Source organism: Streptomyces tibetensis (assembly GCF_007655005.1).
Classification (GTDB): Bacteria; Actinomycetota; Actinomycetes; order Streptomycetales; family Streptomycetaceae; genus Streptomyces; species Streptomyces tibetensis.
This window is the reverse complement of the sequence record NZ_SZVW01000041.1, coordinates 1-17,388: the sequence shown is the minus strand read 5'-3', so window position 1 is coordinate 17,388 and position 17,388 is coordinate 1. Positions and strand designations below refer to the sequence as shown.

Here is a 17,388-nt window from a genome sequence, read left to right as displayed (position 1 = left end):
GCCGGTCAGCTCCGGGACGAGCCCGTCCCCGTCCTGACCGACCACCAGCCAACGACCTGACAGCCTCCCCTCGCCGGCGGGAGTTTCCAGGGCCGTCCAGGTCACCCGGTAACGCCAGGCGTCCGTGGGCCGGGACGACGACGCCGCGGTCCGCCGGGCGACAGCCGTCGGCAGCCAGAACCGGTCACGCCGGAAGGCGTACGAGGGAAGCGGCACCCTGCGCGCACCCGTGCCCTCGTACAGGGCGTTCCAGTCGACCCGCACTCCGTGTGCGAAAGCGGCGCCCACCGCGTTGCGCATGTGCTCAAGGCCGCCCGCGTCCCGCTGGAGCGTGTGCAGGGCGGTGGCCGGCACCCCCTCGTCCGCTGCGATCTCGTCGATCGCGGCGTTCAGCAGCGGATGCGGACCGACCTCGATGAACGTGTGATGGCCCGCGCGCAGCAGCGCCCGGACCGTGGCGTCGAACTCCACGGGTTCGCGCGTGTTGCGGTACCAGTACGCCCCGTCCAGCTGGTCGCCGCCGCAAGGACCGGCGGTCACGGTGGAGAAGAACGGGATCCGCGCGGGAGCCGGCCGCACGCCGGAGAGCAGGTCCAGGAGCTCAGCGCGGAACTCCTCCACCTGCGGCGAGTGGCCGGCGAAGTCGACCCCCGGCAGCGGCCAGCGCAGCACCCCCTCGGCGGAGAGCTGCGCGCCGAACTCCTCCAGCGCGAGCGCGTCACCGGAGACGGTGACCGAGGCGGGGCCGTTGACCGCCGCCACGGAAATCCGCTGCCGCCTCGGTTCGAGCAGCTCACGGATCCGCTGGGCCGGAGCCATCACCGCGAGCATCCCGCCGTTCCCGGCCAGCCGCCCCCACAGCCTGCTGCGTCCGCCACGGAAATCCGCTGCCGCCTCGGTTCGAGCAGCTCACGGATCCGCTGGGCCGGAGCCATCACCGCGAGCATCCCGCCGTTCCCGGCCAGCCGCCCCCACAGCCTGCTGCGTCCGGCGATCACCAGGGCGGCGTCGTCCAGCGACAGGGCACCGGCCACGCAGGCCGCGGCCACCTCGCCCTGGGAGTGGCCCACGACCGCGGCCGGCCGCACCCCGTGGGCCTCCCAGAGGGCGGCCAGCGAGACCATCGTGGTGAACAGCACCGGCTGCACCACGTCGGCCCGGTCGATGGGAGGGGTGCCCGGGGCGCCGGCCAGCACGTCCAGGACCGACCAGTCGAGGTGGGGCGCCAGCGCCCGCGCGCAGGCCTCGGCCCGGGCGCGAAAGACGGGACAGTCCGCGAGGAGCCGCGCTCCCAGTCCGGCCCACTGGGCGCCCTGTCCGGGAAAGACGAAGACAGGCGCGCGGTCACTGCCGGCCTCGCCGAGCACGACGTCGGGCTCCGGCCGCTCCTTTGCGACCGAGCGCAGCCGCGCGATCAGCGACTCACGCTCACCGGCCGGGACCGAGGCCCGGTGGGAGAGCGCCGCGCGGGTGGTGGCGGCGGAGTAGGCGGCATCGGCCGGCGTGATCTCCGGATGGGCGTCGAGATGATCGGCGAGCCGCCGGGCCTGCTCGCGCAGGGCTTCCGCGCCGGCGGCCGACAGGGGCAGGACGGTCATCGGGGAGGTGGCCGGGGGCGGCGCAGGTGCTCGGGCGGGGGTGGGTGGTTCTTCGAGCACGACGTGGGCGTTGGTGCCGCTGACGCCGAAGGAGGAGATGCCGGCGCGCCGTGGCCGGCCGGGGCCGGCGGGCCAGGGCCGGGCATCGGTCAGGAGCCGAAGCGGGCCGGCCTCCCAGTCCACCTTGCTGCTGGGGCGGTCGACGTGGAGCGTGCGCGGCAGGGTGCTGTGCCGCAGCGCCTGCACCATCTTGATGATCCCGGCGACGCCGGCGGCGGCCTGGGTGTGGCCGATGTTGGACTTCAGCGACCCGAGCCACAGCGGTGTCCGGCGCTCGGGATGTGCGTAGGTGGCCAGCAGGGCGCCGGCCTCGATGGGGTCGCCGAGGGGGGTGCCGGTGCCATGGGCCTCGACGGCGTCGACGTCGTCGGGGGTGAGGCCGGCGGCGGCCAGGGCCTCGCGGATGACCTTCTGCTGGGCGGGGCCGCTGGGGGCGGTGAGGCCGTTGCTGGCGCCGTCCTGGTTGACGGCGGTGCCGCGCACCACCGCCAGCACCCGGTGGCCCAGGCGCTCGGCGTCCGAGAGCCGCTCCACCAGCAGCATCCCGGCACCCTCGGCGGGCCCGAAACCGTCGGCGGCCTCGGCGAACGCCTTGCAGCGGCCGTCCGGCGCCAGCGCCCGCTGCCGCGAGAACTGCACGAGGAGGGCGGGATCGGCGATGACCGTCGCACCGCCGGCGAGGGCGAGGTCGCACTCGCCGCGGCGCAGCGACTGCACCGCGAGATGCAGCGCCACCAGCGACGACGAACACGCCGTGTCCACCGTCATGGCCGGACCCTCCAGACCCAGGGTGTACGAGACCCGGCCCGCCGTGAAACTGACGATCCCCGCCAGGAGCTGGGCCTCCAGCCCGGCGTCGGCCGCGTCCAGCCCCTTTTGGTAGCCGCTCTCCCAGGCACCGGCGAACACCCCGGTGCGGCTGCCCTTGAGCGACTTGGGGTCGATGCCGGCCCGTTCCAGCGATTCCCACACCGTCTCCAGCAGGAGCCGCTGCTGGGGGTCCATGGCCAGTGCCTCGTTCGGAGAGATCCCGAACAGGCCGGGGTCGAACCGGTCGACTCCCCGGACGAATCCCCCCTCACGGCAGTACGTCGTCCCCGGCCGGTCCGGGTCGGGCGAGTACATCGCCGTCACGTCCCAGCCGCGGTCGGACGGTGCCGGCAAGACGGCGTCGGTCTCCGAGCGCAGCAGCTCCCACAGGTCCTCCGGCCCGCGCACCCCGCCGGGCAGCCGGCAGGCCATGCCGACGATCGCGATCGGTTCCCGCGCCCGCTCGTCGACGGCCCGCAGCTGCTCGGTGGCCCGGTGCAGCTCGGCCGTCACGCGCTTGAGGTAGGAGCGCAGCTTCGCCGCGTCCGGCTCGTTCGGCTCCTTCGAAGCTTCGTTCTCCACAGCGGTCTTCCCTTCGAGGCTGTGCGGTCCATGGCCGGCCGGGCTGCCGGCCGGGTGGGCTCAGGACGTGCCGAACCGTTCGTCGATGTACGCGAAGATCTCGTCGTCGGCCGCGGCATCCAGGACGTCGTCGATGCGCTCGCCGGCGCCTTGGGCGGCGGTGCCGGTGTTCAGGGCGCCGCTGTGCACAGCGCGCCAGCGGCCGGCCAGGGCGTCCAGGTGCGACGCGATCTCGCCCGGGGTCCGGGGGGCGGGCACCGTGGCGGCCGGCCCGTCGGGAGCGAGGACGGCCAGCGCCTCCTCGATCCGGTCGAGTCCGGCCAGGACGGGGCCCCTGCCGGCAGGCCGCCGCGGCGTGAGCAACTCCTCAAGACGGCCGGCCAGCGCGGTCGGCGTCGGATGGTCGAAGACCAGGGTCGCGGGCAGCCGCAGCCCCGTCGCCGCGGCCAGCCGGTTGCGCAGTTCCACCGCGGTCAGGGAGTCGAAGCCCGCCTCGCGGAAGGCCCGGTCCGAGGCGACCGAGGCGGCGGAGCCGTGGCCCAGCACCGCGGCGACGAGTTCACGCACCAGCTCCAGCAGGGTGTCGAGGCGTTCCTCGTCCGACAGGGCGGACAGACGCTGCGCGAACGCCTCACCGCTCGCCTGACCGTTGCCGCCGACGGCGTCCTGCCGGCCCTGCCCGGCCGCCGCGCCGCCCGAAGCGCGTGTGACGAGCCGTGACAGCACAGGCGGAACCGCTCCGGTGGCACGCAGCGCGGCCAGATCCAGCCGCATGGGGTACTGGACCGCCTCGTCCACCCCGAGCATCGCGTCGAACAACGCGGTGGCCAGGGACGCCGGCATGGGCGGGAAGCCGCTTCGCGCGAACCGCCGGCCCAGGCTCTCCTGGTCCAGTGTGTGCATACGGCTGCTGTCCGTCCACAGCCCCCAGCCCACCGAAACCGCCGGCAGGCCGAGTGAGCGCCGCCGGGCCGCGAGGGCGTCGAGCACGGCGTTGGCCGCCGCGTAGTTGCCCTGGGCGGGGCTGCCCAGCAGCGCGGCGCTGGAGGAGAACAGGACGAACGCCGACAGGTCCAGGTCCCGGGTGAGCCGGTCCAGGTGCACGGCGGCGTCCACCTTGGGCCGCAGCACCCCTTCCAGCCGCTCGGGGGTGAGGGAGGGCAGCATGCCGTCGTCCAGGACGCCCGCGCTGTGCACCACCGCTGTCAGGGGCTGCTGCTCGGGTACCTCGGCGAGCAGCCGGCGCACCGCGTCGGGGTCGGCGACGTCGCAGGCGACGACCCTGGCCGACGCGCCCGCATCGGCCAGTTCCGCGACGAGCCCGGCGGCGCCGTCGCCGTCCGGGCCGCCGCGCGAGGCCAGCAGCAGGTGGCGAACGCCGTGCCGGGTGACCAGATGCCGGGCGATCCGGCTGCCGATCGTCCCCGTGCCGCCCGTGATGAGCACCGTGCCGTAGGGGCCGAACGCGGGCGGCATCGTCAGCACCAGCTTGCCGACGTGCCGGGCCTGGCTGATCGTGCGCAGCGCGTCGGCGGCGCGGCGCACGTCGTACGTGGCGACCGGCAGCGGCCGCAGTGCGCCCCGCTCGAACAGCTCCATCAACTCGGTGAGCATCCGGCCGAGTTCGCCGGAGTCCACCTCGTCCAGGCCGAACGCCCGGTACTGGACGCCGGGGTGGTCCGCCGCGACCCGGAGCGGGTCGCGTACGTCGGTTCGGCCCAGGTCCAGGAACCGTCCGCCGGGGCCGAGCAGGGTCAGGGACGCGTCGGTGTACTCGTACGCCAGTGAGTTGAGGACGACGTCGACGCCGGCCGGCCGGCTCTCGCGGGAGAACGCCGTCGCGAAGTCGAGGCTGCGGGAGGAGGCGATGTGCTCGTCCGCGACGCCCAGGCCGCGCAGGGCGTCCCACTTGGCGGGGCTCGCGCTCGCCAGCACCTCTGCGCCCAGATGGCGGGCGATCTGCACGGCGGCCATACCGACGCCTCCGGCGGCGGCGTGCACCAGCACTGTCTCCCCGCGCCGCAGGCCGGCCAGAGCGACCAGGCCGTAGTAGGCGCTCAGGAACACCGCCGGGACCGACGCGGCGCGGACGAAGGACCAGCCGTCCGGGACCGGCGCGAGCAGCCGCTCGTCGGCGATGCACACCGGACCGAAGCCGCCGTTCCACAGGCCCAGCACCCGGTCGCCGGGGCGGAACCGGGTGACACCGGGACCGGCCTCGATGACGACGCCCGCTCCCTCGGTGCCCAGCTCGGCCTCGCCCGGATACATGCCCAGGGCGAGGAGGGCGTCCCTGAAGTTGACACCGGCGGCACGCACGGCGACCCGCACCTGCCCCGGCTCCAGCGGGGCGTCCGCATCGGGAGCGGGCAGCAGGGCCAGCCCGTCCAGGGTGCCCTGTGCACTCCGGCTCAGCCGCCACGCACCGCCCCCGGCCGGCGCGATGAGCGCGCCGCCTACGGGGGACGGTGTGTGAGCGTTCGGGCGGGCGAGCGTGCCGCCGGCGCGGTCCAGCCTGGGCAGGTAGGCCGTGCCGGCCCGCACCGCCGTCTGCGGTTCGCCCGAGGCGAGCGCCGAGGCGAGGGCGGCGGGCAGGGCTTGTACCGACACCGGGTCGTCGTCCACGTCGACGAGCAGGAACCGGCCCGGTTCCTCGGCCTGCGCGGAACGCAGCAGACCCCACGCGGCGGCCGCCGCCGGGTCGGTCACCTCGCCGTCGTCCTGCACCGCGACCGCGCCCCGGGTCGCCACGACGAGCCGCGGCCCCTGGGCTGTGGCCGTCGCCGCGAGCCACCGCTGCACCAGCTGAAGCACCCGGCGGGCAACGCCCCGGGCCTCCAGCTCAAGGCCCCCGTCCCCGCCCGCCACACCGAACACGACCGCGTCCGGTGCGGACCGCCCGCCCCACGGCTGCGGTGCGCCCTCGGCGCCCTCGGCGCCCTCGGCGCCCTCGGCGCCCTCGGCGCCCTCGGCGCCCGGGTCGGGCAGGTCGGGCAGGTCGGGCAGGTGGGCGTCGGCGGCCTCGGCCAGGGACAGGGCGTCGGGTCCCGCGACCACCCAGCGCAGCGGCGCGGCGGCGCCGTTCGCCGCGGCGCCGGGCGTGGGAACGGCGTCCCAGGTGAGTGCGAACAGGGAGTCGGGGACCTGGCTGAGGCCGGCGTGCGCCAGGTGACCCGGGTCGACCGGGCGCATGACGATCGAGTCGATCTCGGCGACCGGCCGCCCCTCGGCGTCGGCGCACTGGACCCGGACCGCGTCCTCGGCCACCGGCGAGATTCGGACCCACAGCCGGTCGGCACCCGAGCGGTGCAGCCGTATGCCACGCAGCGCGAACGGCATCCGCACCCGCCCGTCCTCGGGGAAGAACGTCCCGAGACTCATCGTCTGCAGGGCCGCGTCCAGCAGCGCGGGATGCAGTCCGAACCGCGACGCCTCGCCCTGGGCCGACCCGGGCAGCGCCACCTCCGCGTGAATGTCGGCCCCGTCCCGGTACGCCGCCACCAGCCCGCGGAACACGGGCCCGTACCCGTAGCCGCGCTCGGCGAACCGGTCGTAGAAGTCGCTGACGTCCAGCGGCTCGGCACCCGGCGGGACAGCAGCCGCGCCTGCACCCGTGTCTTCACCCGTGCTCTCGTCCGGCGAGAGGAGCCCCTCGGCGTGCAGGCTCCACTCGGCGGCGTCCTCCGGGCGGGCGTGGACGGTGAAGCGGCGCTCCCCGCCCGGCCCCCGGCCCGCCACGCTCAGCCGCAGGCGGACCCCACCGTCGGCGGGCACCGTCAGCGGCGACGACAGCGTGAGTTCCTCGATCCGCCCGGCGCCGCTCTGGCGCCCCGCCCACAGCGCGAGGTCGGCGAAGGCCGCACCCGGCAACAGCACCGCTCCCAGCAGAGTGTGGTCGGCCATCCAGGGGAACCCCTCGACGCCGATCCGCGCGGTGTACACCTGGCCGCCGGAGTCGGGCAGTTCCACGCCGCCGCCGAGCAGCGGATGATCGGCACCGTCCATGCCCAAAGAGGCCGGGTCGCCGCCCCGGGCGCCGGGGTGGCACCAGTAGCGCTCCCGCTGGAACGGATAGGTGGGCAACTCCACGGGCCGTGCGCCCGGACCGAAGACCGCCTCGGGGTCCACCTCCACGCCGTGCGCGAAGGCGCGGCACACGGCCAGGGCCAGCGCACGAGGACCGCCGTGGCGGCGGCGCAGGGTCCCGAGCACCGCCGCCTCAATGCCGGCGTCGGTGACCGTCTGCTCCAGCGCCACGGCCAGCATGGGGTGCGGGCTCGTCTCCAGGAAGACGTCGTGCCCGTCGGCGATCAGCGCCCGGGTGGCCCGCTCGAACTCGACGGGCTCGCGCATGTTGCGGTACCAGTACCTCGCGTCCAGCTCAGAGCCGTCCAGCAGCCCGCCGGTCACCGTCGAGTAGAACGGGATGCCGGCCGGCCGGGGGGTGACCGGGGCCAGCACCTCCAGCAGATGAGCCCGCAACGCGTCCACCTGCGGCGAGTGGCCCGCCGTGTCGACGCCGGGGATCGGCCGGGCGTGCACCCCCTCGCCGGTCAGCCGCGCGACCAGTTCGGCCAGCGCCTCCGGGTCGCCGGCGACGGCACAGGAACCGGGACTGTTGACGGCGGCGACGGCGAGACGGTCCCCCCACGTCACCAGCCGCGGCCGCAGCTCCTGCGCCGGCATCGGCACCGCCACCATGCCGCCCCTGCCCGCCAGCTGGAGCCACGCCCGACTGCGCAGGGCGACGATCCGGGCCGAGTCGTCCAGCGACAGCGCCCCGGCGACATGGGCAGCGGCGATCTCACCCTGAGAGTGCCCGACGACCGCCGCCGGTTCCACGCCCAGCGCACGCCAGAGCGCCGCGAGCGAGACCATCATCGTGAACAGCACCGGCTGCACGACGTCGACCCGGTCCAGCGAGGGCGCATCCGGGTCCCCGCGCAGCACGCTCAGCACCGACCAGCCGAGGTACGGCCGCAGCGCGGCGTCGCAGGACTCGGCCGCACTCAGGAACGCGCCGGAACGCTCCAGCAGCCCCTCGGCCATCTGGGTCCACTGCGATCCCTGGCCGGGGAACACGAACACGACACGGTCGGCCGTTCCCGCGGTGCCGGTCGCCGCCAGCGGATGCGGGCTGCCTTCGGCGACGGCGTCGAGGGCCTCGGCCAGCTCCGTCATGCTCTCGCCGACCACCGCCGCCCGCCGTGGGAAGCGGGCGCGGGTGCTGAGCAGGGCGTGCCCGACGTCGGCGGGACGCCGGTCGGCCCGCGCGAGGAGCTGCGCGCACAGCCGTCGCGCCTGCTCGCGCAGTGCGGCCTCGCTGTGCGCGGACAGCATCAGCGGCACGGTCACCCCCTCCCACCGGTCCCGGTCCTGCTCCCGCGGCAGCGGCGCGTCCGCCGAAGGCGGCTCGGGCGACTCGGGCACGGCCGTCCGGGGCGGTTCCTCGATGACGACGTGGGCGTTGGTGCCGCTGATGCCGAAGGCGGAGACGCCGGCGCGCCGGGGCCGGCCGGGGCCGGCGGGCCAGGGCCGGGCGTCGGTCAGGAGCCGCACCCGGCCGCTCTCCCAGTCCACCTTGCTGCTGGGGCGGTCGACATGGAGCGTGCGCGGCAGGGTGTTGTGCCGCAGCGCCTGCACCATCTTGATGACTCCGGCGACGCCGGCGGCGGCCTGGGTGTGGCCGATGTTGGACTTCAGCGATCCGAGCCACAGAGGACCGCCGTCCTCGGCCTGTCCGTAGGTGGCCAGCAGGGCACCGGCTTCGATGGGGTCGCCGAGGTGGGTGCCGGTGCCGTGGGCCTCGACGGCGTCGACGTCGGCCGCGGTGAGGCCGGCGTCGGCGAGGGCGTCGCGGATGACGTTCTGCTGGGCCGGTCCGCTGGGGGCGGTGAGGCCGTTGCTTGCGCCGTCCTGGTTGACGGCGGTGCCGCGCACGACGGCCAGCACCCGGTGGCCCAGGCGCTCGGCGTCCGAGAGCCGCTCCACCAGCAGCGCCACGGCACCCTCGGCCAGACCGACGCCGTCGGCGGCCTCGGCGAACGCCTTGCAGCGGCCGTCCGGCGAGATCGCACGCTGCCGCGCGAAGTCCACCAGCATCTCCGGGGTGGACATCACCGTGGCACCGCTGACCAGCGCCAGATCGCACTCCCCACGGCGCAGCGACTGCACCGACAGATGCAGCGCGGTCAGGGAGGCGGAACAGGCCGTGTCGACGGTGACCGCGGGCCCCTCCAGTCCGAAGACGTACGACAGCCGGCCGGACATCACACTGGCGGAGTTGCCCGTGGAGATGTAGCCGTCGAAACTCTCCCCGTCCGCGCCCCCGTTCTGCAGCAACGGCACATAATGCTGGCCGTTGGTGCCCACGAAGACCCCCGTGCGGCTGCCGCGCAGTCGCGTGGGGTCGAGCCCGGCCCGTTCGAAGGACTCCCAGGCTGTCTCCAGGCTCAGCCGCTGCTGCGGGTCCATCGCCAGCGCCTCTCGCGGGCTGATCCCGAAGAAGCCGGCGTCGAACTCGGCCGCGTCGTGCAGGAACCCGCCCGCGCGGGCGTAGGTGCGGCGCGGCGCGGCCGGGTCGGGGTCGTAGAGAGCGTCGTCCCAGCCCCGGTCGGTGGGGAAGGCGGTGATGGCGTCGCCCCCGTCGAAGAGCAGTTCCCACAGGTCCTCCGGGGACCGCACCCCGCCCGGCAGCCGGCACGCCATGCCGATGATCGCGATCGGCTCGCCCGCGTCCGCTTTCCGCACCACCGGGGCCTTCGCAGCGGCGGCCGTGCCGGCCTCGCCGCCGAAGAGCCGCTCTGCGAGGTGGCGGGCGAGTGCGGCGGGGGTGGGATGGTCGAAGACCAGGGAGGCGGGCAGCGTCAGCCCGGTCGCCTCCGCGAGCCGGCCGCGCAGCTCGACCGCCGTCAGCGACTCGAAGCCCAGCTCGCGAAACGCCCGCGCACTGTCCACCGCGTCACCGGACGCCTTCCCCAGCACGGCGGCGGCATGGGTGCGGACCAGTCGCAGCAGCGCGGCCCGCCGCTGGTCGCCGGACCGGGCGGACAGCTCCCGCACCAGCTCGGCGGTGGCCGGGCCGTCGGCGTCCGCCGCGCGCCGCGCGGCGCGCAGCTTTTGCACATCGGGCACGTCGTCGAACAGGGCTGTCGGCCGTACGGACGTGTACGAGGCGACGAAGCGTTCCCATGCGACGTCGGCGACGACGCCGCACGCGCTGCCCCCCGCCAGCAGCCGGCGCAGCGAGGCAACCGCCGCATCGGGATCGAGCGGGACCAGCCCGCGCCGGCTCAGGAACTCCTCGCCGGCGCCCTGCGCATGGGCGCCGCCCGCCCAGGGGCTCCACGCGACCGACACCGCGGGCAGACCGGCGGCCCGGGCACGTTCGGCGAGGGCGTCCAGGTGTGCGGTGGCCGCCGCGTAACCGCCCTGGGCTGCGCCGCCCCACACACCCGAGACGGAGGAGAACAGCACCAGCGCCTGCAGATCAGCCTCGGCCGCCAGAGCGACCAGATGAGCGGCGACGGCCGTCTTCGCGACCACCGCCTCGGCGATGTCACCGGGCGCCGTCTCGACGAGGGGCGCCAGCGGCACCAGCGGCGGCGCGTGGACGACGACGGCCGGACGGTACTCCGCGAGCAGACCGGCCAGAACGGACCGGTCGGTGACATCACATGGGATCCGCACCACAGCCGCGTCGGGGGCCGGCCCGGCCGTCCCTGCGTCACTCGCCGTCCCTGCGTCACTCGCCGTCCCGGCGTCCGCCTCGGCCAGCACCACGCGTTCTGCTCCGTCGTCCAGCAGGGACCGCAGCAGCCGGGCGGGCACCGTCGTGGAGTCCCCGACGACGAGGACCGTGCCCCGGGTCCGCCACGCGGGCGGCGTCGCTTCCGCCGGGGTCCGCAGGACGCGGCGGCCCCAGACACCCGACGCCCTGATGGCGACCTGGTCCTCGGTCACGGTCCCGGCGAGCACCGCGGCGAGCCGGCCGAAGGTCCGGGCGTCGGGCCGCTCGGGCAGATCGACGAGACCGCCCCACAGTTCGGGCAGCTCCAGCGCCGCAGCCCGCCCCAGGCCCCACAACTGGGCCCCCTCGGCGGACGGCACCTCCTCCGGCCCGGCGGCGACGGCACTCCGGGTGAGCGTCCACAGCGGTACGGCGACGCCGAGATCGGCCAGCGCCTGGACGAGGGCGAGGGTCCCGGTGACCCCCGCCGGCACACCGGGATGCTCCGGGTGGCCGTCCGTGCACAGGCCCAGCAGCGACACGGCACCGGTCAACGGCTCCTCCCCGGCGACCACGGGCGCGAGCAGGGCGCGCAGCCCGTCGCGGCCGGCCGACAGCGGGTCGGCCGTGACCCGGCGGACCGTCCCCCCGAAGGAGGCGATCGCCTGCTCCACGGAATCGGCGACCCCGGCCTCCCGCTCCCCGGCCGGCACGATCAGCAGCCGCGGCCCCGGCCGCCAGGCGTCGGCACCCGGCAGCAGCCCCTGCCAGGCGACGTGGTACGCGAGCCGGTCACCGTACGCCGAGGCGGCATCCTCCTGCCCGGAGCCGCTCCGGGCGGCCGCCGCCGGAGCGGTCGCAGCCGCCGGTCCCGGTTCAGCCGGGGCCACCCAGTACCGCTCGCGCTGGAAGGCATAGGTGGGCAGGTCCACCCACCCCGCACGCGGACAGAGCGCCGCCCAGTCCACCGGAACCCCCGCGACCTGGGCCTGCGCGGCAGAGGTGAGGAACCGCCGCAGGCCGCCGTCGTCGCGCCGCAGCGAGCCGACGGCCACCGCGCCCGCCCCGGCGTCCTCCAGGGTCTGCCGCACGGGGACGGTGAGAACCGGGTGCGGGGAGCACTCCACGAAGGCGTCCACCCCGTCGGCCAGCATCGCCCGCAGCGCGGACTCCAACCGCACCCGGTGGCGCAGGTTGCGGTACCAGTACCCGGCGTCGAGCGCCGTCCCGTCCAGCGGCTCCGCCTCGACGGTCGAGTAGAAGGGCACGCGGCCCGCGCGCGGCCGGATCCCCGCGAGTACGGCCGCCAACTCCTCCCGGATCCCCTCGACATGGCGGGAGTGCGACGCGTAGTCCACGTCGATACGACGGACCCGGACGCCCTCGCCCTCCAGCACGCCCAGCAGCGAGTCCACCGCGCCGGACGGGCCGCAGACGACGGTCGTCTCCGGTCCGTTGACGGCCGCGATCTCGACGTCCCGGACCCCACCGCCGGCCCCCGCACCAGCCAGTCGCGACTCGACGTCGGCCGCAGCCAGGGCGACCGATGCCATAGCGCCCCGCCCCGCGAGTTCACGGGCGATGAGCTGAGAGCGCAGCGCCACCACCCTGGCGGCGTCCTCCAGTGAGAGCACCCCGGCGACGTGGGCGGCGGCGATCTCGCCCTGGGAGTGACCGACCACGGCAGCCGGCTCGACACCGAGCCACCGCCACATCGCCGCGAGAGCGACCACGACGGCGAAGGTCACCGGCTGCACGACGTCCACCCGGTCAAGACCGGGCGCCCCCGGCGTCCCGCGGAGCACATCGGTGAGCGACCAGTCCACGAACGGCTCGAGCGCGGCCTCGCACCGCGCCAGCTCCGCCGCGAACACCGGTGCGGAATCGAGGAGTTCGGCGCCCATGCCGGCCCACTGCGCGCCCTGGCCGGGAAAGACGAAGGCGACCCGGCGGACATCGGCCGCACTGCCCGTGACGACGTCCGGCGAGACCTCGCCCGAGGCCAGCGCGGCAAGGGCGTCCAGCGGGGCAGCGCCGTCACCGAGCAGCACCGCCCGATGGGGGAGCGCGGCCCGCCCGACGGCCAGACCGTGACCGATGCCGGCCAAGTCGGCGGGGGAGAGGACGTCGGCGGTGCGGTGGAGCCGGGCGCGCAGGCGGGCGGCCTGGGCGTGCAGGGCGGTGGGGGTGTGAGCGGACAGCGGCCAGGCGATGACCGGCGGGGTATGGGCCGGCGCCGGTGTTTCGTCGGGGGCCGGTGCTTCGGTGAGGGTGGGTGGTTCTTCGATGACGGCGTGGGCGTTGGTGCCGCTGACGCCGAAGGCGGAGATGCCGGCGCGGCGTGGCCGGCCGGGGTCGGCGGGCCAGGGCCGGGCCTGAGCGAGGAGTTGGAGGGAACCGGCCTCCCAGTCGACCTTGGTGCTGGGTCGGTCGGCGTGGAGGGTGCGGGGCAGGGTGTCGTGCCGCAGTGCCTGGATCATTTTGATGATTCCGGCGATGCCGGCGGCGGCCTGGGTGTGGCCGATGTTGGACTTCAGCGACCCGAGCCAGAGCGGTGTCCGGCGCCCCGGGTGTCCGTAGGTGGCCAGCAGGGCACCGGCCTCGATGGGGTCGCCGAGCGGCGTGCCGGTGCCGTGAGCCTCGACGGCGTCGACGTCGTCGGCCGAGAGGCCCGCATCGGCCAGGGCGTCGCGGATGACTTGTTGTTGGGCGGGTCCGCTGGGGGCGGTGAGGCCGTTGCTGGCGCCGTCCTGGTTGACGGCGGTGCCGCGCACCACGGCCAGGACGCGGTGGCCGAGGCGCTCGGCGTCCGACAAGCGCTCCACCAGGAGCATGCCGACGCCCTCGGCCCACGCGGTGCCGTCGGCGGTGTCGGCGAAGGGTTTGCAGCGGCCGTCGGGTGCCAGCCCGCGCTGGCGTGAGAACTCCACGAAGACGGTCGGGGTGGCCATGACGGTGGTTCCGCCCGCCAGAGCCAGGTCGCATTCCCCGCGTCGCAGCGACTGCACGGCCAGATGCAGCGCCACCAGCGAGGAGGAGCACGCGGTGTCCACGGTGAGCGCGGGCCCCTGCAGGCCCAGCGTGTAGGCCACCCGGCCCGACGCCACACTCCCCGCCGTACCCAGACCCAGCTGTCCACTGGCGTCGGCCGCGCTGCCGACCTGGTGACTGCCGTAGTCGTGGTGCATGACGCCGGTGAAGACGCCGGTGCGGGTCGTGCGCAGGGTGTGGGGGGCGATCCCGGCGTGTTCCAACACTTCCCAGGAGGTTTCGAGCAGGAGTCGTTGCTGGGGGTCCATGGCGGTGGCTTCGCGGGGGCTGATGCCGAAGAACTCGGCGCCGAACTGGGCCGCGTCGTGGAGGAACCCGCCGTCGCGGACGTAGCTCTTGCCGGGCGTGCTGGGGTCGCGGTCGTACAGGCCGTCCAGGTCCCAGCCGCGGACGGTCGGGAACGCGGAGATGGCCTCGGCCCCGGAGGCCACCAGCTCCCACAGATCGTCCGGTGTGGCCACCCCGCCGGGGTAGCGGCAGGCCATACCCACCACCGCGATCGGCTCATGCCGCGCCGACTCCAGCTCCGCCAACCGCTCGCGAGCGCTGTGCAGATCGCCCATCGCGCGCCGAAGGTACTCCCGCAGCTTCTCCTCGTTCGTTGCGGACACGGTTCTCCTCTGCGTCATCCTCGTGGTGGCCCGGGCAGGCACATCGGGGAACCTGGTCACCGGAACTCGCTGTCGTACAGGTCGAAGAGCTCGTCGTCCGAGGCCGACCTGAGCCGGTCGGTGACCACCTCGGTGAGCGCGCCGTCCGCTTCCGGGCCCGCCTGCGCCCCCGTGCCCGTGGCCGGATCAGCGCTGGTGAGAGCGGTGAGCAGGGAGCGCAGCCGCTCGGCCGCGCCGACGCGAGCGGCACGGTCGTCCAGGGCCGCGAGGCCGCGCGCGAGCCGGTCGAACGCGGCGGCCAGGTCCTCCCGGCCGTCGGCGGCCGGTTCCACGTCCAGGCCGGCGAGCAGGAGTTCGGCCAGCGCCAGCGGCGTCGGATGGTCGAAGACGAGGGTCGCCGGCAGCCGCAGTCCCGTACGCGCGTTGAGCCGGTTGCGCAGATCCACGGCGGTGAGCGAGTCGAACCCGGCGTCCTTGAAGGAGCGTTCGGCACCCACCGCACCGGGGTCGCCGTGCCCCAGTACCGCGGCGACCTCGGTCCGCACGAGTTCGAGCAGCAGGGGCAGGCGCTCGGGGACCGCGCGGCGCGCCAGCCGCTCGGCGAGGCCGCTGCCGGTCCCGGTGGAGGCCGCGGTGGCGTCGCTCCCCGGTGCGGGGTGAGCGCGGGACGGGACATCGGCGAGATCCCGCAGCACCTCCGGCAGCGTGCCGGCATGGGCCGCCTCGCGCAGCGCGGCGTGGTCCAGCCGCACCGGCAGCAGCGCGGGTTCCGGCCGGGCCAACGCCCGATCGAACAGGTCCATCGCCGTCCCCGCGTCGAGCGGGGCGAGGCCGGAACGCCGGATGCGTGCCGTGTCCGCCCGGTCCAGCCCGGCGGCCATGCCCGTGCCGGTCCACCAGCCCCACCCGAGCGACAGCGCGGGGTGACCGTCCGCCCGGCGCCGCGCGGCGAGCGCGTCCAGAAAGGCGTTCGCGGCGGCGTAACCGGCCTGGCCCGTGCTCCCCAGGACGCCCGAGACCGAGGAGAACAGCAGCAGGGCAACGGGCCGTTCCCGGTCCCGGGTCAGCTCGTCGAAGTGGAGCGCGCCGTCCGCCTTGGGTCCCAGTACGGCGGCGACACGCTCGGGCGTCTGCGCGGAGATCACCCCGTCGTCCAGGACACCGGCGGTGTGCACCACACAGCTCAGAGGGCGCTCGGCGGGGATCCCGGCCAGCAGACGGTGGACGGCCGCCCGGTCGGTGACATCACAGGCCCGGAACTCGACGTCGGCGCCCAGACCGTCGAGCTCCGACGCCAACTCTGCCGCCTGCGGCGCGTCCATCCCACGCCTGGAGACCAGCAGCAGATGCCGTACGCCGTGACGGGCCACCAGGTGCCGGGCGGTCACCGCGGCCAGGGCGCCCGTCCCGCCGCTGATCAGCACCGTGCCATCCGGATCGAGCAGCCCGCCAGAGTCCGGCCCGCCCGGTTCCGCTTCGGTCCGGTCGGCGGTCAGCGGTACGAGACGCGGCACACGCGGGCGGCCCTGACGGACCGCGACCTGAGGGGCGTCCACGTCCCCTACGGCGGCCATGACGGCGGGCAGCGCCCGCGAGGACTCCGCCGTGTCGTCGACGTCGATCAGGACGAACCGGCCCGGATGCTCGCTCTGCGCGCTGCGGACCAGTCCCCAGGCAGCCGCCCCCGCCGGGTCGTGGGCACCGCCCTCGGGACCGGCCGCGCCCCGGGTGAGGACAACCAACCGCGTGCCGTCTCCGGCCGGTTCCCGGAGGTGAGCCTGGACCGCCTCCAGCACCGTGCGGACGGTCAGGTGGACGTCGGCGGTGAGTTCGGTGAGGTCCAGGACCGACGGGCCGGAGCCGCCGGCGCCGATCGATTCCGTGAAGCCAGGAATCGGCACCCAGCCCAGGCGATGGAGCGGAACGAACGGCGCGGCGGGCAACTGCGTGGCCACGACACGACGCAGCACCAGCGAGCGTGCGACGAACACCGGGACGCCCTCACGGTCGGCCGCCGCCAGCGAGACGGCGCCGCCAAAACGGTCGTCCTGCCCGCTGTCCGTCGAGTCCTGCGCCCTGGCGACGCGTACGCGCAGGGTGTGCCCGCCGTTCCGGGGACGCAGCACATCGGTCCACACGAACGGCAGAAGCCCGTGCCCGCCGTCGCCCAGCGGATCGAGCAACGCGATGGGATGCAGGGCCGCGTCGAGCAGCGCGGGATGCAGGCCGTAGCCCGCCGCGTCGGTGGCATGCTCGTCGGGCAGCCGCACCTCGGCGAAGATCTCGTCCTCCCGGCGCCACACGGCCCGAAGCCCACGGAACGCGCCTCCGTAGCCCACCCCGGCGGCGGCGAACAGCTCGTACTGGCCGGAGATGTCGACCTCCTGTGCGCCGGGAGGCGGCCAAACACCGGAGAGCTCCGCGAAGACGCCGCTCCCGGTCTCCTCCGACCCGGCCGGGGCGAGCCGACCCGACGCGTGCCGCGTCCAGACGGCTTCCTCCTCCGGCCGGGAGTAAAGATTCACCTCCCGCGTGCCCTGCGGGCTCAGGGCGCCCACGACCGTCCGGACCACTGCCGGAGCGTCCGCGCCCCAGCTCAGGGGCGCTTCCAGGACCAGCTCACTGATCCGGGGCAGCCCGATCCGCTCCCCGATCTGCAGCACGATCTCCAGCACGGCGGTGCCGGGCGCCACGCCCCGGTCCCACACCAGATGGTCGGCGAGCCAGGGAAGGGCAGAGGCGGACAGCTTGCCCGTCCACACCGCGGTGTCGGTCTCCGGTAATTCCGTCACGGCCGCGAGCAGCGGATGCCCCACAGCGGTCACGCCCGCCGCGGCCAAGTCCCCGACCGCGGCGCGAGGCGGAACAGCCATCCAGTAGCGGTCGTGTTGGAAGGGGTAGGTGGGCAGGTCGAGGTGGTGGGTGTGGCTGGTGGTGGTGTGGGGGG

3 protein-coding genes and 1 pseudogene are annotated in these 17,388 nt (G+C 75.1%); all 4 read right to left on the bottom strand.

The window, feature by feature from the left end; translation table 11 throughout:
• On the bottom strand, window positions 1–819 hold an 819-nt coding region (locus FDO69_RS43275; RefSeq protein WP_276616139.1), incomplete at its 3' end, for an acyltransferase domain-containing protein.
• Window positions 819–2,987, bottom strand: a pseudogene (locus tag FDO69_RS40610) (type I polyketide synthase); the annotation flags it as partial. The pseudogene FDO69_RS40610 and the gene FDO69_RS43275, both read right to left, overlap by 1 nt.
• Before the next feature lie 123 nt (window positions 2,988–3,110).
• Window positions 3,111–14,441, bottom strand: coding sequence for a type I polyketide synthase (locus tag FDO69_RS40605; protein WP_276616135.1), 11,331 nt, complete (start codon window positions 14,439–14,441; stop codon window positions 3,111–3,113).
• 56 nt (window positions 14,442–14,497) lie between these two features.
• The coding region (locus FDO69_RS40600) for a type I polyketide synthase (protein ID WP_138430301.1) at window positions 14,498–17,388 on the bottom strand (2,891 nt) is incomplete at its 5' end.